The sequence below is a fragment of the Flavobacterium sp. ABG genome (genome assembly GCF_001027725.1).
Taxonomy (GTDB): Bacteria; Bacteroidota; Bacteroidia; order Flavobacteriales; family Flavobacteriaceae; genus Flavobacterium; species Flavobacterium cupriresistens.
Window position 1 is genome coordinate 63,602 of sequence record NZ_LEKS01000022.1, and the last position, 21,084, is coordinate 84,685.

The following is a 21,084-nucleotide window of genomic DNA, read 5'->3' on the forward strand; positions in this document are numbered from 1 at the left end:
CATTAAAATTTAAAATTATAAGAAATACTCGGTACTAATCCAAAAATAGACAGCCTTTTGGTCTCATTAAGTCCTGTGTCTTCATTTGTTGTAAACGCCATAGAAACTGCATTTGCTCTATTGTAGATATTGTAGATACTAAATACCCAGTAGCTTTGCCATCCTTTCTTTTTGTCTGGTTTAGGCGTGTAAGTTGCCGCTACATCTAAGTGATGGTATAAGGGTAGTCTATTTTCATTTCTCACTCCGTAATTTGGCACATTAAGTTCACCAAAATTGTAATAACTACCGGCATAGGTTACCGGCTGACCTGATCGCAATGAAAAATTAGCATTAAAAGACCATTTTGGACTAAAATCATAGTTCCCCACTATATTTAAATTATGCAATTTGTCATAGCCTGATAAATACCAGTCTCCATTAGCAATACCCGGTTCATCCGGAGTTCTTCCCGGAGTCTTTTGTTCCGCTCTTGACAAGGTATAAGAAACCCATCCTGTGAAATTACCTTTATTTTTACGGAATAATAATTCCATACCATATGCTCTGGCTTTACCGTTCAGAATAACCTGTTCAATGTCATCGTTTGCCACTACATCTGCCCCGTCAATATAATCGATTCGATTTTGGATGTTCTTATAAAACAACTCCCCTTCAAAAGAATAATCCCCTTCCTTAAAATTTCTGAAATAACCTACTGCATATTGATCCAATAGTTGTGGTTTTGTAAAAGGACCACTTGGTGTCCAGACATTCATTGGCATTGGAGATTGTGTATTGGATAACATATGAATATACTGCGCCATCCTGTTGTAACTTGCTTTAACAGAATTATCATCATTAAAAGCATAAGACAATGCCAATCGAGGTTCTAAATTATCGAATTTACTAATGGTTTGACCATTTTTATAGGATTTAGTTCCGGTTGGAGTACCTTCTTCATAAATGTTATACAACGGATTATATACTACAGCTTTCCCGTCTTTGTATGTATTAATATCCTCTGCACCCAAACGTAAAAACATACTGTAACGAAGTCCGTAACGAAGATTCAGTTTCTCTGTAATCTGATGCTCAAAATCAATATAGGCAGAACTTTCAAAGGCATATTTTTTATTCAACTGTTTGTAATTAAACTGAGAACCTGCACCTGAAGGCTTCACGGTACCCGGATTAAAATCATAATACAAACCATCGATACCATAGTTGAGTTTTAGTTTCTCTGATCTAATGTAATTCCAATTGTACTTAAGTCCGTAACTGCTGATTTTGCTGTCCCATTCAAACTTTTCTTCCGTCATCGTTAGGTTAAACTTATAATCACTGTATAAAACCGATAAATTAGTATTCAGAGATTCCGAAAATTTATGCTTCCAACTTAAAATACCCATTGCATTTCCGTAGGTACTGGCGAAACGTTTATTCAAATCAAACAAATCACTTCCTAAATAACCGGAGAACGTAAGGCTGTTATTCGGACTAAGGCGATAATTCAACTTAGCATTAAAGTCATAAAACATAGCCGAATTTTTATTATCCGCCAGTTTCATAAATAAATGAGCATAAGAAGCACGTCCGGCTACGATAAAAGAGCCTTTTTCTTTTTTTATGGGTCCTTGCACTAAGAGCCGACTCGAGATAAGACCGATTCCTCCATTTACTTTATACTTTTCAAAATCTCCTGTCTGCTGGGCCACATCAAGAACAGAAGAAACACGTCCTCCATATTTAGACGAAATCCCTCCTTTGTACAAATCTAATGCACTAACGATGTCAGCATTAAAAATGGAAAAAAAACCAAACATATGAGAGTCTCCATACACCGGAGCACCATCTAAAAGAATCAGATTCTGATCTGCTGCACCTCCACGGACATTAAAACCCGATGACAGATCTCCTGCATTGGTAACACCCGGCAAGGTCAATAACGATTTTAAAGGATCGGGTTCTCCCAAAGCAACCGGAATTCTTTTGATATCCTCCATCGAAAGTCTGTTGACACTCATTTGTGTATTCCTAACGTCTACTGCTTTAGTGTTTGTTATGATTACCTGATCTAATTGTTGACTATCAGAAGCAATATTAAAATTAATTGAAACATCATCGGAAACCGTAATTTGCTTCTCTTTCGTACTGTATCCCAAATAACTAATCGAAACGGTATAACTTCCTTTGGGTAATTCTAAGGTAAACTTTCCGTTTTTATCGGTTATAACACCCGTTTCGAGTTCTTTAATAAAAACGTTGGCACCAATAACCGTTTCATTGTTTTCATCAAAAACCTGACCTGTTACTTTATTTTTTTTTTTTGTTGCTTTTGGCGCTTTGTGTTTTACAAAAATGTTATTCCCCACAATTGAAAATTGAATCTGTGCATTCTTATTCAGTTCGGCGATCAGTTTCTCTATTTCGATCTTTTTGTAAGTGTTTTTTCTTGTAAAATATTTCTGACTGGTATCAATTTGATCCGTAAAGGCAAATTTAAAGTCTGTTTGTTGTTCAATTTGCTTAAATAATTCTTTTAATGTTACGGTTTGATCTACTGTAACCGTTACGTTTTGGGAAAACACACTAAAACTGAGTAAAAAAAAGCATACTGTAATTAAATGCTTCATAAAAATTTGTATTTTTGAATATTATTAAGTGGAATAGCATCATGCTATCCATACTAAGGGAGGATGTTTAGTTTCGCGGCTAGTGCATCCTTTTCTTTTCTATTGAAAAGTAATCTGCTTTATTTCTTCATTTACTTCAAAATTTAGGTTATACATTTCTGAGATTAATTGGATTATGGTTTTTAAATTTTCCTTTTTATTGATTCTCAATGTAATTCTTTGAGTATCAAATTCTTTTGGGAGTATCATTTTATAGCCATAGTTGGTCTCAATGTAGGTACTGAGTACTACTAGTTTTTCATTTTCAAAATCCACAAAGCGGTTGAAATCGGTCACTGCTACAATCTTATTGCTATAGGTAAATTTTTCACCGGGTTTCAGTATCCAGTTTTCTTTTTGGTCTTTTACATTCATCTGAACACTTCCCTCAAAAAGTTCAACAACTACTTCTTTATCAGTAGATCCGTTAACTGAAAAGGAAGTCCCTAGAACAGTTGTAGTGGTCTCCTTGCAAAAAACCTGAAAAGGATGTTTTTTATCTTTTTTAACTTTAAAATAGGCTGATCCTTCTACCTCGATCTTTCTGTTTGCAACAAAATTACTGACGTATTTGATTTTAGAATTCGGGCTTAATTCTACCACTGAACTATCGGGTAAGAATACACTTTTTACCTTAGAAGTTGGATTTTCAATGACAGTTGAAGCAACAAAATTATCCACTTGTAATGGGTTATCAGTGTTGAAAACTCTGGTTCCAATAAAGCCAAAAATTAAAATTGCCGCTGCCGCTGCATAATACATCCAGGGTTTCAATTTCCGTTCTTTCGAAGGAAAGGTTTTTGCTTGGAATTGCTCCCAAGAAGTTTCTTTTTCACTATCTGAATGCGAAACAGGGGTCTCCTCCCACATTTTTTTTAATTCTTCTTCCAGTTTATTTTCATCCATATCTTTGGGGCGTTAAAGTTTCTGACAATAATATCCTTGTTTATTAAAAACACCATAGACCATTTCTTTAATATCTCTATTGGTCTCAATTCTTAAAATAGTATCACAACCTTCTGTGTCAAAGTTCATGATACAATCAGAAATAACAAATTGCAACAATGCTACAATATGCCTAGCTTGCTCTTTTGTTCTAACATCGGTTTTGTAAACTTCTATATCCATTTCTACAGTCTGTTTTTATATATAACAAACGAAAACGGAAAAGTTCCTAATGGTTTTCGATTTTTTTTCTAATAAATTTACTGGCAAGATAAATATGATTGGCAATGGTCTTCTCAGAAAGATCCGTAAGTGCTGCAATTTCTTTATAGCTAAGATTTTCCAGTTTGTGTAAAGTGAATATTTTTTGTTGTTGTTCAGGAAGCTGATTTATAAAATTGTATAATTTTTCTTTTTTTTCTTCAAAATCTCCTGTATCCGTAACCTCTTCTGCAATTTCAACTTTTAAAGGATTAAGTTGAACTATTTTATTTTCTCTGTTCACATGATTGAGGATGATATTTTTGCAGATCGTAAACAATTGTTTGTCCAACAAAACATCTTCGTGAAGTAATTCCCGCTTATCGTAAAGTCTTAGAAAAGTTTCCTGAACAAAGTCTTCAGGAGTTAGAAGTTTAAAGTCGAATCTTTTAGCGATACTTACCAATCGATCATAATAAGTAAGATAAACCTCTTTGAAGGATGCTTCATTGCCTTTTTTCAAACTTACTATAAACTTCCTATTGTCCATAACTTAACTATGATAACTACTCTAAACTGTTTGACGGCAATTATATTGTGTTTCAAAATTGAAAACATAAAACTGCAAGGATCTCAGATTGGAAATCTATTGAATCGCTTTGCCAATTTCAATGCTGTAGAAAAATGCAAAGAACCGTAATTAAATTCTATATTTTATGTCTGCTGCAATAAAGTTTTTAGCAATTACAGCTATTGAAAAGCTCTAGATTAGTCGTGTCTTTTAAGAATATGTTACACAGTGATGAAAAAAAATTAGGACAGATCGAAACCATGCCATAATTTACATCTGAACGATGCTTCTTCAGGGCTAAAAAAAATCGCACAAAGACGCAAAGTCGCAAAGTTTTTTTATTTTATTTTATTTTTAAAACTTGGCGGCTTTGCGACTTGGCGAGAACCATTTCATGAGCTATACTGAAGTCTCTATCTCTTACAATTACAGCAAACGATTTTTTTTATTCTCACTTTACCCACAATACCGCATTACCATGTGCTTCCAGATTAATCTCTTTTCCTAAAGCTTTTATTTGAACACTATGAGCACCGGACGGTAGATTGTCTGGCTTTGCAATCCTCCACAAATGTGTACTAATCGTTTCCGGCTTTGGGGAATTAGAAATTTTCATACTGGCATATCTCCCCTGACTTTGCAGATAGTATTGTTTTTGAATATTGGGCGAAATACCTTCATATTTTACCATTTCACTCCAACTTCCGTTATCAAAATTTACATACACTTTTGTCGCGTCATCTGCAGCAAATACATTGGCGTAAATGTAATTGTCATTCAGAGCATTGAGTGTCGTATCCCATTCGTTAGTATTTGGAACGGTGATGTCCATTTGTTTAGTATTGGGTGCTCCGGAAACTTTATAATCGTAGGTATAACGATCCTGATTAATTCCGACTGTCCAATAACCTTTTGGTGTACCGTCGTACATCAACGCAAACGGAATCTGGTTCTGATCATGTGGACCTTGCCACCAGGAACCGCATACGGCGCCGGCAACTAACTCATGGATTGGCTTTCGTCCTGCCTCTCTTTCAAAATATTTATGATATTGGGTATGGGTATGTCCGGCACTAATCAGTACCTCTTCAAAAGGAGCCAGTGATTTTATAATCCAATCTTGATCTTCCATTTCTTCAAGAGGAATGTGCATAAACAAATGAATCGAATTAAAAGCGCCTTTTTTTACTGTTATCAGATTGGTTATGAATTGTTTTTGCGTCTCATCAAGACGTCCTACATATCCTTTTTCGTTAACAGGATAAATATTATTCAGCACTAAAAAGAACTGATTTCCGTACTCGAATGCGTAATAAGACGGGCCAAAAATACTTTCAAAACTTTTATCCCGATCCTCAAAAGCGGTTTCTTTAAAATTCAGATCGTGATTGCCAATGGTATAAAAAATGGGAGCTCCAATAAGCCCTAAGGTTTCTGACAATGGTTTAAAAATAGTCAGATTATCAAACGAAAGATCTCCAAGCGGCACTATAAAATCAATTTTCTGATCCATTAATTCTTCGGTAACCAACTTTCCTACGTGGTGAATATCATCCATCACATCAACCTGAGTATCTCCTAACAACACCACTTTTACGTCTTTATTTTCAGCATTCGGAATCAAGGGGAAATTGTAATTTTTAACGTCTTTTATTGCATCAAACGACACATAAAACTGCACGCTGTTCTGTTTGTTTTTCTTTGAAATATACCCCGTCGGTTTAATTACAAAAACAGTATTTCCTTCTATTTTTGTAATGCTGTATTTTCCTTTTGAATTGGTTTCAACAATATCTTTACCATTAGAAACCAAAACATTAGACAGTACTACCTCATCTTTATCAAGAACAGCATTTTGATTCGTATCGGCAAATACGATTCCTGAAACTTTATTATTTTTCTGTGCAAAACCAGCTGTAAAACTCAGCATTACAACTAAGCTAAAAATTATTCTATTCATGATACTACTTATTAATAAAAAATCCTTCGTAAGTCATCCTCCTTTTCCAAGATAACAAAGCTATGCGAGCCAATATTGAACTAAAAAAATTCTTTTTTCCATCAATAAATATTTCTATGTCTCTATGTGTTAAAAAATTGCGTTGTTATTGCACCAGGAATGTTTTTCACAAAGACGCAAAGTTTTTAACACATAGAGACATAGCTTTTTGGAATCTATACTGCAGTTAACTTTTTAGAAAAGGCTTATTTCGTTTCCAGTAATTGCATTATTTTATTGTAAATCTCTGTGTTTTGATACACTCCCATAAAATTCTGAGCACCGGGACCATATGCAAAAACAGGAACGGTTACCGAGGTGTGATCGTTTGTACTGAAACTTCCGTGTACATATCCTTTTTCTATACTACCGTCAATCAAAGAAAGTCCTCCGGTCTCGTGGTCTGCGGTTACAATTAGCAGGGTTTCCGGATTTTTGTCTACAAACTCCATCGCCTGTCCAACCAAACGGTCAAAATCTAGCATTTCACGCACCACATATTCCACATTATTACTGTGACCTCCATAATCAATCTGTGCGCCTTCTGCCATTATAAAAAACGGACTTGTAGTTTTAGAAAAAGTGGTTGTAGCTTTAGCCAATGATTTCGCTAAAAAATCACCTCTTCCGTCTTTTATGGAAACCACCGAAGCATCATCCAATACTACAAAACGATTGTTCCTGATGGTATCTAGAGCATTAAATTGATCCGAAAAAGTATAACCTTTCTTCTGTAAAACCTCAGCAAGATTTTTACCATCTTTTCGGGATCTGAACTCTTTTGTTCCTCCTCCAATTAAGATATCAACGGGATTAGATAAAAAATCTGCTGCGATTGCTTCACTATAACTTCGGTCTGATTGATGTGCATAAAAAGCAGCTGGTGTTGCATCGGTAATATTACCACACGAAATGAGCGCCGTTTTATATTTTTTCTTAGCCAATTTCTCTGTTATCGATTCTAAAGATTGTCCTTTTTCATCCACTCCAATAAAACGGTTATTGGTTTTATGCCCCGAAGCCATAGCCGTTGCTCCGGCAGCCGAATCTGTAATGTAACTGTCGGAGGCTTTGGTTATCGAAAATCCTTCGGTAGGGATAGTAAACAAATTTAATCTTCCTTTGTTGGCGGTGTAACCAGCATAAATCTGCGTCAGTCCCATTCCGTCACCAATAAGGAGAATCACATTCTTTGGACGTTTATTTTTAGGAAATACAGCGCCATTTTTAGGGACATAAGTTTCATAAAACTCGCTATTCTGGTAAAAAGTAGACTTGATATTTTTAATGAATTGTGTCAAGGCCGATGTATTATCCGTTGCAATATAATCGACATGAAGGTTCATTAAAGTCATCCAGGTATTTACATTGTCCTGCGTAGACCAAAACCTGATTTTCTTATGCTGATCGTGTACTTTTTTGATTACTGCTTGTATTTTTTCAGAATCGGTTTGGGTCAGAACCCCTTTTCCGTTCCAAACGGTAAGTTCTTTCAAATCTTCACTGATCATTTCTACACGCGACAATTCCTGAGCTGCATAGGTTTCGTTTACTCTTCCGTCGAAATAAATAAACGCCGGGTACTCGCTCCATTTTGAAGGAGCCGGTCTGCTTCCCGAAATAACTACTTTGAAATTTTTGTTTGAAATTAGATCCGGATACATTTTTAACTGTTCCACAATTACTTTCAAAGTAGCTTCTGCCTCTGACTTTATATCAATCATCAAAAGCAACGGTTTATCACTTTTATAGGCTTTACCGCCCAGCGCTTTAAATTTCAATAAAAGAGGCTCCAAATAAAGGTTACGCAACGAATTACCAACTTTAATTTCTTCAGAAGTATGAGCCACAATCAAATCATTTTTCACTAAAAAAACATCGGCTTCAATAACCCCTGTTTCATTAGCATAAGCCTCGTAAAAAGGAAGCGCCCCTGCATAGTCATTATGAGAATGTATATTGGACGAACTGTATTCTTGCGCCTGCAAAAAAAGGCAGAAAAGAAGGCAAAAAAAGGTGCTTATTTTTTTCATATTTATTATAAATTATCCGTTTCAAAAGTTACAAACCAACTTTAACAAAACAGACATAAGTTATTGATATTAAAAGTTTTAAACTTAAAATTCCTACAATAAAAAACAGAAACCATCTATTCTCTGTTATCCATTCTTTAAAAACACAAACCAGCCCTTCTTAACACAGGACTGGCTTATTAAATTATCTGTAAAAGTTGTCATTTTGTTTACGACTGCAGACTCCTTAGAAGCCCGCAGCGTAACAAAACACAAACAAATGAAACTACTTTTTACCAACCTTTGTTTTGAGACAAAGCTCCTTTACTTACTGCAATTTCATCCGGGGGTATTGGCCAAACATGGTGAATAGCAGGGTTAAAATTACGAGCAGGATAAATTACCGTTCCGTTATAATGGTGTAACGGTTTGGCATAGGTTGCTTCGGCATCACCCCAACGAACAAGGTCAAAATGGCGATCTGTCCATTCTCCGGCTAATTCGCAACGTCTTTCTCTTTTTAAATCGGTTAATGTTGCTCCAGAAATAGAAGTTAAACCTGCACGATTACGAATCAAGTTTATTTCGGTATCTGCACTTTGTCCTTTCTTCAATTTTGCTTCAGCCAACATCAGAATCACATCGGCATAACGCAATAGTGGTACATTTAATGCGGTTGAAGGTTTGTCTCCATTTGCATTTACATAACGAATATCAATTCCTCCCGAAGTGGTTTTTGCATAACCAAACGGCTCCATATACTTTTTAAACTGATAGCCTGTTCTGTTACTTGAACTCACTACATATTTTCCTTCATTAAAAGTAACCAATTGACCAAAGTACATAAACGAATCTCCTTTTTGTAGAATAGTCGCACTACGACGTTTATCGGCAGGATCATAAGCATCAAATAATTCTTTGGTTGGGTAAAAATTCCCCCAACCATTATAAGCTCCCCAACCTTTATCTTCGAGACAAACACCCGGAAAGATTGACCCAAGTGAAGTATTGTCGGCACTTGAAGTAACAGACCAAATGTATTCTGATGACCAGTTGTTTTTGATTTTAAATACATCTTCAAAATTAGGAAGCAAAGCATGTTTTCCACTGTTAACAACCATATTTGCGTACTTAATGGCATTGTCCCAGTCTTTGGCATACAAATACGTACGAACCAAATACGCCCACGCAGCCGTTTTGTGCGCACGGCCGTAATTGTCTGCCGTAAGTTCACTGAAATAAGGCAATAAGTCAGCCGCTTTAACCAGATCAGCAGCAATATAAGCGTAATTCTCCGCTACATTTTTTGCTCGCGGTACATAAACATTCGTAGGGTCGTTTCTATCCTGAATAGGGATTCCCGCGCGATCATCGCCATAATGATACGCCAATTCTAAATGCATAACGGCATGATTAAAATAGGCTTCTCCCAACATCATTTTTTTTGTTTTCTCCTCTAATGGAATGTTTGGAATATTACGCAGTACATCGTTACAACGTTTCATTACTTCATAATGCAATCTCCAGATGTCTTTTGTGTCGGATTCAGATCCGTCAACAATAAAGTTTTTGATACGTTCTGCATTTTGTCTTGGTTTGGTTCCGATATCATCACTGGCATTGTTGAGCCAGAAAAACCCACGTCCGTACATATTATCATCCGAATACAAGGCATAAATAGCATTTACTCCAGCCTTGGCATCTGCGGGTGTTTTCCAGAAATTTCCGCTCGAAGGCGCTCCTTGTGGTATCAGATCAAGTTCACTTTCACAGGCTGTCGTTCCAAGCAGCATTGTAAAACTCAACAATAAAATACTTATCTTTTTCATTTTTTATGTTTTATGTTTTTTTTAAAAAGTAGCGTTTATACCCGTCATATAAATTCTGGACAGCGGGTATTTCCCTAAATCCAGTCCGAAATTAGAAAGACCTACTTCGGGGTCCATTCCTGAATATTTAGTAATCGTAAAGAGATTCTGAGCTGAAATAAAGAACCTTAAGTTTGCTTTTCCGTTTAACCAAGCTTCTTTAATTGTATACCCAATTGCCACATTTTTTAATCTCAGGTAAGAGGCATCTTCAATATAAAAATCAGAAATTCGTCCGAAGTTATTGTTATTGTCTGTTGCTGAAAGTACCGGAATATTTGATCCTGTATTCTGTGGTGACCACGCATCTTTTGACTCTGCCAATAAATTATACCCAGGGAAAGAACCGTTTAAACCGGTATATTTTACCGCATTAAAAACGCTGTTACCTGCCGCACCGCTTAAAAAGATGTTCATATCAAATCCTTTGTATCTGAAATTAGAATTTAAACTGAATGTGGTTTTTGGAAACGGATTCCCCAGTACTACCCTGTCGTTATTATTAATCACACCGTCTCCGTTTACATCTCTAAATTTCATATCTCCGGCAACTGCATTTGGTTGATATACGGCACCACTTGAATTCACATAAGCTTTTGCTTCTGCATTACTTTGGAACAATCCGTCTGTTTTATACCCGTAAAAGGCACCAACCGGACTTCCTACCTGATAAATATTGGCTAAAGGCAAACTACGAACTCTGCTCAAATTAAGTGGTTCAAGAGAGGTTAAACCGTCTTTGATCGAAACAATTCTGTTGTCTAAGAAAGCAGCATTCGCCGTCACATCAAATTTAAAATCACCTCTTGTTTTTTGATACGTAAGACTTAATTCAAGTCCTTTGTTCTCTACATCGCCCGAGTTTACAATTCGTCCTAGTGGTGTTCCCGATACTCCAGGCAACTGGTCACGAACGAGCATGTCTTTGTTTGTTTTTTTATAAACGTCTACCGATCCTGTAAGACTGTTGTTGAAAAGAGTGAAGTCTAAACCTAAGTTGGTTTGCTCTGAGCTTTCCCATTTTAAAGCCGGATTTGACAATTCGTTTTCCGAATAACCGTAATTAATCACCGGAGTCGATCCAATTAAAGCAGAAGTCTGATTTAACGGTACACTAAACTGATAAGGTCCTAAGTTTCCTAAATTTCCAATCTGTCCCCAACTCGCACGAAGTTTTAAACTGTTTACGGTTGAACTAATGTTTTTCATAAAATCTTCTTCAGAAATTAACCAACCCGCAGATACTGAAGGATAAACTCTCCAACGGTTTGCAGAAGTCAATTTTGAAGTTCCGTCGCGACGCACAATTCCCGAGAACAGGTATTTTTGACTGAAATCATAATTTAACCTTCCGACATAAGAAGAAATAATTTCTTCAGACATTCCTGCTCCTAATTGCTGTACTAATTTGGCATTAAGCAAATAACGTTGTGATGGATCTTCGTTATCAAAACCGGTACCTTGTACACTGTAAAAATTCCTTTTGGTTTGTTGATAAGTGTATCCTGCCAAAGCTTTAAAACTGTGTTTCCCAAATGTTTTATCGTACGAAAGGGTTTGTTCGCTCAATAAATCGGTTGTGGTAGAAGTGGTTTGAGTTAATCTGTTAAAATCAAATACTTTACCCGGTTCTGTAATCTTTACGGTAAAATCTTTATAATCACTTTGAATTCTGGTATACCCCCAATTTGATTTAAATCTTAACCCTTTTACAATTTCCCATTCCGCATAAGGGTTGATCAAAATAGTAGAAACAGGATTGTTGTTGTCCAGCCTTTTCAAATAAGCCACCGGATTAATAACATCTCCATACGATCCGATGTATTTTTCAGGTACTCCACCAAAAGAACCGGAACCGTCTTCTCTATAAACCGTTGCATTTGGCGGATACAAAATCGCTCCTAAAATTGCTCCTGTGTAAGCACTTGAAGTATTGGCACTCTGACCATCTGTTAACGAATACGTCAAATTCTCTCCTATTGTAAAATTGGGTGCCAGTTTAAAAGAAGAATTGGCACGGGCTGTATAACGTCTTGCAAAGGTGTTCAATAATATTCCTTCGTTTTTTCGATAACTTCCTGAAAGAAAGAAATTAGATTTTTCTGTTTTTCCATTTACCGAAATAGATAAATCCTGAATTTCACCAGTCTGAAAAATTTCATCCATCCAATCGGTTTTGGTCATTCTGGCAGTAGGTTCAAATGCGGGATCAAAAGCCGGTATTCTTGGCAATCCTGCATTATCTCTGGCCGTATTCATGGCGTCTGCATATTCTGCTGCGTTTAATACTTTCAATTTTTTGGCTACATTCTGAAAACCTCCCTGATAATTTACATTGACATTAATTTTTTCAGAAGTACCCTTTTTAGAAGTAATTAAAATCACACCTCCCGAAGCTCTCGCTCCATAAATAGCCGCCGAAGCCGCATCTTTTAAAACACTGATAGAAGCAATATCATTAGGGTTAATGGTATTTAATGAACCACTATAAATAATTCCGTCTAATACAATCAGCGGAGTTTCGGCATTTAAAGAACCTATCCCACGAATATTGATTGTAGGTTCTCCTGTTGGATCACCTCCATTATTAATAACCGTAACACCCGAAACGGTTCCTTGTAGCAATTCGGCAGCAGTATTGTAGGTTCTGCTTGCGGTTTCTTTCATAGAAACAGATCCCACAGCTCCCAAAACTTCTTTCTTTTTTACACTTCCATATCCCATTACTACTACTTCCTGTAATTGTTTTACATCGGCAGCTAATTTGATATTTAGATTTTTTCGGCTTTCAGTAACCTTAATTTCCTGCGTAATATACCCTACATAAGAAAAAACCAACAGCGCTTCAGCCGAATGAATTTCCAGTGTAAAAGTTCCGTCATAATCAGTTACGGTGGCTGCACTGGAACCTTTATCTTTAATCTCTACTCCCGGTAACGGCATTCCGTCATCACCACCAAAAACGGTTCCGGATATCGTAATTTTATTTTGTCCCGCATCACTTACTTTCTGATTTTTCTTAATCACAATATTGTTGTTGATTATTTCATACTTCAGGAAAAAACTGCTGCAAATTTTATCCAACGCATATTCCAGCGTGACATTGTTTAGTTTTAAACTTGCTTTTTGATTGGTATTGATCTGATTGGCTTCATACATAAAATGCACGTCCACCTGATTTTCAATTTTTTGAAGAATATTTTTTATACTTTCATTTTCTACTTTTAAAGTTATTCTTTTGTCCCTCTCAACATTTCCGGCCTTTGCCGTTAATCCGATAAAAAATAAAGCAGTGAACAGAATCAATTGGGTCTGAAGACCTTTTTTAATGCTTTGACACTTTGCGACGTACCGCAGTTGTTTTTCATTCATAATTTTTAATTTTGATTATTCCTTTAGTTATTGTTGTTTTTTTGGAGTTTCATTCTATTCTAAAAGTTATTCAATCCGGTACACTCCGGACTCGAGTTTGTACTTGGCATTGATAATAGTACACACCAATCGGATCACCTGATCAGGCGGTAATTCTTTAAAGTAGGCGCTTATTTTGAGGTTGTTCAGATCCTTATTTTCAACAGATACAGCGATATTATAATTGCGGTTGATCGTTGTAATTACTTCCGATAATGGGGTGTCTTCAAAAACAATAATATTCTTTCGCCATAGCGAAATGGAGTTCATCGGAATGTTACTAAAAGCATGCAGACTACTGTTTTTTGATTTAAAAACCACTTTCTGACCCGGCGTTACATAAACGTTCTCTTCCGTAACAGTCGATTTTACATTTACTCTTCCTGTTAGTACAGAAACCTCCTGTGTCGTTTGATCGGGATAGGCCTGTACATTAAAACTGGTACCTAACACTTTAGTATCCATTTTATTGGTGTGAATGATAAAAGGATGTTTTTTATCTTTTGCCACATCAAAAAAAGCTTCTCCTGTTAAAGAAACTTCGCGAGTATCTCCTTCGAATTCAGCAGGGTATTTTAAAAGGCTTCCCGCATTAAGCCAGATCTGTGTTCCGTCGCTCAAAGTTATCTTGGTATGTTCTCCGGGTTTTGTAGCATATTCTTTAAGGATACTTGTTTCGGTAGACAGATAGAAAAAACAGGACAAGCCCGCTAAAAGCACTACAGAAGCCGCCATGATCCAATTTCTGGTGTTTAGCGAAATAACTTCGTTTGATTTTTTGATGGCTTTGATTTCTCTCTTTAGTTTTGAAATATCCGATTGTATAACCACCTCGTGTTCGAATATTTCTCCGGGATTGTTGTACCAGTTGTCCCACATTTCTTTTCCTTTTAAAGAAGATTTACCTTCTAAAAAAGTTTTGATATCTTGATGTAATTTCTCAGGCATTATATAGTTATTGCTTTAATAGTAAGTCTTAGGAATTCCGATTTCAGGTAGGTGCTCAAGGTTACCCTTTTGTTAAGAAACCAAAAGAATACCTTAGCATTGAAATCTGTTATAAATTAAATTGTCCCAAATAAAGGCGCATGAATTTTAGCGCATAGGCAATATGATACTTCACGGTCTCGTGAGATACATTAAGCTCATCAGCTATTTCTTTGTTGGTATACTGCTTAAAACGACTCAGGATAAAAACCTCTTTAGCCTTTTTTGGCAGCAAAGAAGTGGCTTTGTCTAAAGCTTGTTGTAGCTCATCATGATAGATTGATTCTTCTGTGGTATTATTATTCCCTTCAATAACTGTATTTCGATCAAAGACCTCTTTACAGTAGGCATCCGTCATTTGGTTGGATTTAATATAGTCGAGCGTTACATAACGAACTGAAGTGTACATATATGCCGAAAACTTTTTTTGAATGACCAGCGTTTTGCGTCGCTCCCAAATAGTGGTAAAAACTTCCTGAACAATTTCTTCTGAAATCGGAATCGATTTTATTCGCTGGTATACAAAGCGGACTAATACATCTCTGTATCGAAAATACAATTCATCAAAAGCTCTGTCTTTTCCTTGTTTTAATAATGCAACAAGTTCTTCGTCAGTATATTTCTTATACATAATACAACGCTTTTGCAACTGTTGTCAAACAAACAAGGTTTACTACAACATCGATACGGATTGTTTTTTTGCGATGAATTCTTACTCTGAAAAGCGACATATATACAAGTATTGGTTTCTTATACTATGTCTCCAAAATTAAAGCTCAGGGTAGGTCAAAAAGGTTACGTTTACATTAATAAAACCAGCCAATTACGAAACATATTATTAACATTTGAGGCCCGATGTTACCCCTGTGTAGTGCCTCGGAAAGAATAAACTTACTTATGAATGAATAGTAGTTTATTCCCTAAAAAAATGGTCAGAATCTACTCTATTTTAAACGCTTATTGCGTGATTATTTATTTTACATATAATGGCAATTGCATCATATTGTATTCTGTTTAAATTAGTATTTTTTTTTTTTGAATAGCCGTTGGTTTTAATCAACGGATTTAAAAGAACATTCAAGAATGCTTTAGCCAAAACTTTGCCTACAATTATTTTGGCTAAAGCCTATTGTCTCAAACAAACACAACCGTTGGTTAAAACCAACGGCAATTAAAATCCGGATTAATTATTTCTAATTGAAAAAAGAATCCAAAATAAAAACACTTCCTTACCTGAATAAAAAACACCTCATAATTACAATACAAAAACAGGTACTAATACGCTACTCCAAAAAAAAAATCTTTAATACTTTAGACCCTACATCTATCCGCTAAAAAATACTTTGTTTAAGCCTGTTAAAGTAAGGTCAACTTAAATTATTCAGAGTGTAATTCCGAGCCTAAAAGCGAAATAATGGGAAGGTAATTGGAAGTATCCAAATTAAAATGCAATACCTGCTATTCTTTAAAATAAATCGATGATTCATAAAACTACAAATTATGCTTAATTCTCCCGTACTGGATACTGCCATTGGTCTGGTTTTTATTTATCTTTTATACAGCTTATTGGCCACTTCTGTAAATGAAGCCTTTTCTACCCTCTTCGGATTAAGAGCGAGAATGCTAAAAAAAGGTATCGTTGACAGTATGTTGTCTAATACCGAGCGCAAGGAATGGTTATGGCTCGAAACACTAAAGTCCTTTTTTGAAACTATACTGGAGCCTTTTAAATTGATTGTGGGTTACAAACCCATTTCGAAAGAAAAACTGGGCGATAAATTTTATGAGCATCCCGTGATCAAAAATTACGGTTATAGCAATCGAAATTCGATTCCTTCCTATATCTCCAAAGAGAATTTTTCGACCATCTTAATTGAGGTTCTAAAAAAATACTATCAAGACCACGAAGCAGCTGTCATTGCTTATGTCAAGGCGAAAAAAGTAAATGTAAATCTTAAAGATGCCCCAAGTATTATAAAAATATACTATCTGGTGGACTATTTACTTAGTCCTGCCGGTCAAGCTTTAATCGCTAATTTTAAAGCACAACATACTGATATTGATACCGAAACACTTGAAATACTACAGCTTTATCTACAGAAAAGCTATCAAAATATCGAGACATTTACCAAACAAATTGAAGACTGGTACGATGACAGTATGAACAGAATTGCCGGATGGTACAAAAAACAAGTTCAATTTTGGTTGTTTAGTATCGGATTGGTTATTGCGATTTGCTTTAATGTTGATATTATTGAAATCGCCGGTAAAATAAGTACCGATAAAGATGCCAGAGATAAGTTGGTTGAATTAGCTATAAAAGAAGCCGACGGCTTAAAAGCAGCCGGCTACCAGCAAACCTCAACTGACACCGCATCGACACCAAAGGCTAAACTTCCCAAAGATCCATTGGTACAATATAAAAGTCAAATTGACACAATAAAAAAACAATTGAATGGCCAGATTAAAGAAGCCAATAATCTCTTGGCAATAGGTTGGGGAGATTATGGTTTAAAAAGAGACAGTACGTTGGTCTCGAAGGAATACGCTGGTGAACTCGCAAGCATAACAAAAGAACTTAAAGCTGATGTCACGCTAAAAGTTCCAAAAGACGCTAAAAAATTTTACGCTCAAAAAGCACTACAACGTTTGTATGATGACCATTGGATAAAACTCAAAGCCCGCTACGTATTGGAGCAATCCACCAATGCAAGAAAACTTTTGGGCTTTCTGCTTCTCGCATTCGGTGTTTGTTTAGGTGCTCCGTTTTGGTTTGATTTATTACAGAAATTTATTAAAATCCGAGGAACAGGTAAAAAAGAAACCAGTGGAAATGGTTCTACAAACCCAACCCCGGAAACTCAACCTGTTCAGGTAACAGTGAACAGCAATACTAACCCTGAAGCAGTAGGATAGCCATGGACCGATATAAAGTAATAGTACCGCGACTTAACGTACGTAAAGCACCGGTAGCCGATTTTAAAACACAAAATATCATTTCTCAGGTAACACAAGATATGATACTCGAATTAGAACCAGAAACCAATATACCTAATCCTAGTTTAGGAAAATGGCTAAAGGATAGTCTTGGACAATATTATTGGGCAAATGGCTTGACAAAACTAAGCGCTGCACCTGCTGCTGCTAATCCTCCGACGTCTACACCACCAGCAGCTCCTACACCACCAGCTCCCGCTCCCGCTCCTACATCTCCATCTACCGTAAGTTTAAAGGGGCTTCCGACAAATCTTCCTGCCAACTACCAATTAGGAGTTGATGTTTCGCATCATAATGCTAAACCGGATTGGGCTGGATTTGTTAAAGTCGGAGTTCGTTTTTCTTATATAAAACTATCCGAAGGTGTTGGAACTCCGGATGCAAAGGCAAAAGAAAATGCTCAAAATGCAGTAAGCAAAAACATCAAAATTGGCTACTATCATTTCTGTCGTCCTGATGCTCGAAATGGAGGAACCGTTGTTTCTGATGCCACTGCAGAAGCCAATGAAGCACTCAATTTGATGAAAGCCTTACCCAAGTCCAATTTAGCTTTAGTAATGGATTTGGAAGATCAGGCGAGCTGGGACACTCCTTTAAAACCAGCCGACTATATGCTGTGGATTAAAACCTTTGCTTCCATTATCCAAACAGGAATGAACGCAGGACCGATAATCTATAGCCGTAAAGAGTATCTGGACAGAAAGTTACCCAAAACACACACTTTAGGCAATCTGAAACTATGGATCTCTTATTATCCAGCACAACCAAACTGTCTAAAGGTTACAATACCTAATGGATGGACGGATTGGGCAATCTGGCAATTTACAGAAAGTGGAGCTATTGGTCAGAATCCTAAGATCGACCTTAATATTTTAAAAGATAATTCGGTATTTATAAATCCTTAAAATTGAAAAAAATAGCGACTAAATATGCTATGGGTATAAAAAAATAATATTTCACTTACTTTTGTAAAACACTTATCTCTTTTTATCGTGTTCAAAATCTATTAGCAAAGAATCAGAAAACTTGTATCAATTAAATCGTAAGTAATCATGAAACCAATTATTTTTATCCCCGGTATTCAAGCCACCAGTTTAGTCAACAGCAATACTTTTGATTTCAATTATATCTGGAATGCTTATGACACTTTAAGTACTTCTATCGGTACGGCAATTACAGGACCTTATATTAAAGAATACCTGCAATTGAATCCGCTTTACGATCAGAGTATTGAATCTATTGTCGAACGCAATCATATTGCGCGGTTTCCTTATGAGAACAGTATACTTAAATTGAAAGCTAAGCTTAATGACAATCCGCTTTATAAAGATACGCCCATCTATTTGTTTGGTTACGATTGGCGAATGTCGAATATGGAAAGTGCCAAAAGGCTCAAATTATATGTAGAATACCTTCGCAATAAACTAAAAGGCCAAAACATTGAAGGATTCCGATTTGTCACGCACAGCATGGGAGGATTGGTCTTAACCTGTTATTTGAATCTTTTAAAAGATGACTATTCCGGTATTGACAAAATCGTAATGAATGCTCCGCCATTTTTAGGTTCCCCTTATGCTATGGTGCATATGGTAAAAGGTGATGGTGGATTACGCAGCATCCTCAACTGGGCCATAGGCAGAAATGAAGACATGCGAAAAGTAATTCGCACCTATCCCGGAGTTTACGAATTGCTCCCTGTCTACGCAAATGCCATGATCTATAAAGACGATAAACAACCCTTAAATCTTTTCGAAAAAAAATACTGGCAAAACAATATTTATGATGACATTGAAGAACTTTTCGATGCACGATTGGCGCTATTAAAAGAGTTTCATGGACCCACCGGCTCTAAAAACTTATCAGAATTGCCACAAGCCGTAAAAGATAAAATGGTGATTGTAGTAGGAGAAAAAGACAATACCTATACGCAATTATTGGTTGACAAAAAGAAGTTCACTACCAAAAACCTGGTGGATTTAGACTCACTAAAAAAAGGAATTGATTCCGGAGACGGCACCGTACCTTTTAAGAGCTCGTCTATATATGCAAAAGACATTACTACACTGGCTGTGAAAAAAGAAAACTTTTTTGATGAAATCAGTAATAATTTAGATTTTCATGGCTTGTTTCTGAAAGACAGCCGTGTACAAAACATCATAGAACGCTTTCTGAATACCGAAGATATAATACCCGGTGGGATAAAAAATTGGTGGGAAGTGCCCAATCACAGTGTTAGAAAAGTCTAAACTTTAAGAACATAAAAAAACGTTGTATCGGATTTGATCCAATACAACGTTTTTACTTTTATAATACTAACCAGACTTTATTAAACAAAAGAAATGGTTATAGTGTTTTACTTTTTATTTTCCCCAACTCAGGTAGCAGCTTCCAAATGTAAATCCGGCTCCAAATGCGGTAAGCAATAATCGATCTCCTGTTTTGAAATCATTTTTAAAATCCCATAAGCATAAAGGTATTGTAGCCGCTGTAGTGTTACCATAACGCTCAATATTTACCTTTACTTTTTCCATTGGTACATTTAAATTACTCGCTACAGCATTTATAATACGAATATTGGCCTGATGCGGGATCACCCAATCCACATCTGTCACGTCCAAAAGATTGCGTTCCAGGATTTCATTGCACGTATTGGTCATACTTTCAATAGCATTCTTAAATACAGTTCTTCCGTCCTGTTTTACGAATTGTTCCCGATTTTCTAATGTACCATCGTGAAAAGGTTTAAGAGAACCTCCTCCTGAAACCGACAGAAATTCGCTGCCCGCTCCATTGGTTTTTAATACAAAATCCTTTAATCCATTGTTTTCAGAGGCTTCCAATAATACGGCACCTGCACCATCTCCAAACAATACACAGGTATTGCGGTCTGTATAATCGATAATCCTGCTCATGGTATCTACACCCACAACGATTACTTTTTTATGTCTCCCTGATTCTATTAATGCCGCAGCAGTTGATAAAGCATACAAGAAACCACTACACGCTCCGTTAAGGTCAAATCCCCAAGCATTTGTAAGTCCTGCTTTCTGACATACTACAGGTGCTGTAGGAGCCAGTAATTGATCCGGTGTTGCTGTTGCCAGTACCAAACAATCGATTTCTTCGGGATTAGTATCAGAATTTTCTAAAAGGTCTTTTATGGCCTCTGCAGCCATGTCTGAAGTCGCTTTTTCGGGATCAGTCAGTATACGTCTCTCTTGTATTCCTGTTCTTGATAAAATCCAGTCGTTTGAAGTATCGACCATTTTTTCAAGTTGATAATTATCCAGTACAGTGCTAGGAACATAGCCACCTACAGCCGTAATAGCTGCTAAATTATTTCTTGTCATTGCTAACGATTATTGAATTTTTTGTTGTAGAAATCTACAAATATAAAATTGCTCCTACCGTTTTTCTTGCGATTTTCAGAATTCATACA

Annotated in this window: 14 protein-coding genes; 3 read left to right on the top strand and 11 right to left on the bottom strand. The window is 36.3% G+C overall.

Translation table 11 applies throughout. The annotated features are described in order from the left end of the window. Positions 1-2 precede the first annotated feature (2 nt). The 10 genes from AB674_RS18965 to AB674_RS19010 all read right to left on the bottom strand — a co-directional run bounded on the left by AB674_RS18965 (position 3) and on the right by AB674_RS19010 (position 15,279). Positions 3-2,615: a TonB-dependent receptor gene (locus AB674_RS18965; protein ID WP_047778854.1), complete on the bottom strand. Its 2,613-nt coding sequence runs from the start codon at positions 2,613-2,615 to the stop codon at positions 3-5. A 99-nt stretch (positions 2,616-2,714) separates the two neighbouring features. Further along, positions 2,715-3,560 carry a FecR family protein gene (locus AB674_RS18970; RefSeq protein ID WP_047778855.1) on the bottom strand — a complete coding sequence of 282 codons (846 nt, stop codon included), beginning with the start codon at positions 3,558-3,560 and terminating at the stop codon, positions 2,715-2,717. Positions 3,561-3,572: 12 nt separating this feature from the next. Beyond that, complete coding sequence (locus AB674_RS18975; RefSeq protein ID WP_047778856.1) at positions 3,573-3,782, bottom strand: hypothetical protein; 210 nt, start codon at positions 3,780-3,782, stop codon at positions 3,573-3,575. 46 nt (positions 3,783-3,828) lie between these two features. Then, a complete protein-coding gene (locus tag AB674_RS18980) occupies positions 3,829-4,350 on the bottom strand; it encodes an RNA polymerase sigma factor (RefSeq protein ID WP_047778857.1) in 522 nt (173 codons plus the stop codon). 472 nt (positions 4,351-4,822) lie between these two features. Then, positions 4,823-6,331, bottom strand: coding sequence for a calcineurin-like phosphoesterase C-terminal domain-containing protein (locus tag AB674_RS18985; RefSeq protein ID WP_047778858.1), 1,509 nt, complete (start codon positions 6,329-6,331; stop codon positions 4,823-4,825). Positions 6,332-6,576: 245 nt separating this feature from the next. Next, positions 6,577-8,403, bottom strand: a complete 1,827-nt coding sequence (locus tag AB674_RS18990; RefSeq protein WP_047778859.1) for an alkaline phosphatase — start codon at positions 8,401-8,403, stop codon at positions 6,577-6,579. A 272-nt stretch (positions 8,404-8,675) separates the two neighbouring features. Continuing rightward, positions 8,676-10,211, bottom strand: a complete 1,536-nt coding sequence (locus tag AB674_RS18995; protein WP_047778860.1) for a RagB/SusD family nutrient uptake outer membrane protein — start codon at positions 10,209-10,211, stop codon at positions 8,676-8,678. Positions 10,212-10,232: 21 nt separating this feature from the next. Then, on the bottom strand, positions 10,233-13,622 hold the full coding sequence (locus AB674_RS19000) for a SusC/RagA family TonB-linked outer membrane protein (protein WP_047778861.1): 3,390 nt from the start codon (positions 13,620-13,622) through the stop codon (positions 10,233-10,235). A 66-nt stretch (positions 13,623-13,688) separates the two neighbouring features. After that, positions 13,689-14,609, bottom strand: a complete 921-nt coding sequence (locus AB674_RS19005) for a FecR family protein (protein WP_047778862.1) — start codon at positions 14,607-14,609, stop codon at positions 13,689-13,691. A gap of 109 nt (positions 14,610-14,718) precedes the next feature. Next, positions 14,719-15,279, bottom strand: coding sequence for an RNA polymerase sigma-70 factor (locus AB674_RS19010; protein ID WP_047778863.1), 561 nt, complete (start codon positions 15,277-15,279; stop codon positions 14,719-14,721). A gap of 869 nt (positions 15,280-16,148) precedes the next feature. Here AB674_RS19010 and AB674_RS19015 point away from each other — a divergent pair. The 3 genes from AB674_RS19015 (at position 16,149) to AB674_RS19025 (ending at position 19,891) form a co-directional block, all read left to right on the top strand. Then, positions 16,149-17,564 carry a hypothetical protein gene (locus AB674_RS19015; RefSeq protein WP_047778864.1) on the top strand — a complete coding sequence of 472 codons (1,416 nt, stop codon included), beginning with the start codon at positions 16,149-16,151 and terminating at the stop codon, positions 17,562-17,564. 2 nt (positions 17,565-17,566) lie between these two features. Next, positions 17,567-18,550, top strand: a complete 984-nt coding sequence (locus AB674_RS19020; RefSeq protein ID WP_047778865.1) for a glycoside hydrolase family 25 protein — start codon at positions 17,567-17,569, stop codon at positions 18,548-18,550. Positions 18,551-18,697: 147 nt separating this feature from the next. After that, positions 18,698-19,891 (top strand): lipase/acyltransferase domain-containing protein, encoded by a 1,194-nt coding sequence (locus AB674_RS19025; RefSeq protein WP_047778866.1) that lies wholly within the window; start codon positions 18,698-18,700, stop codon positions 19,889-19,891. Between the two features lie 114 nt (positions 19,892-20,005). Here the strand turns inward: AB674_RS19025 and AB674_RS19030 are convergent, their stop codons facing one another. Next, on the bottom strand, positions 20,006-20,995 hold the full coding sequence (locus AB674_RS19030; protein WP_047778867.1) for a beta-ketoacyl-ACP synthase III: 990 nt from the start codon (positions 20,993-20,995) through the stop codon (positions 20,006-20,008). Positions 20,996-21,084: the final 89 nt, after the last annotated feature.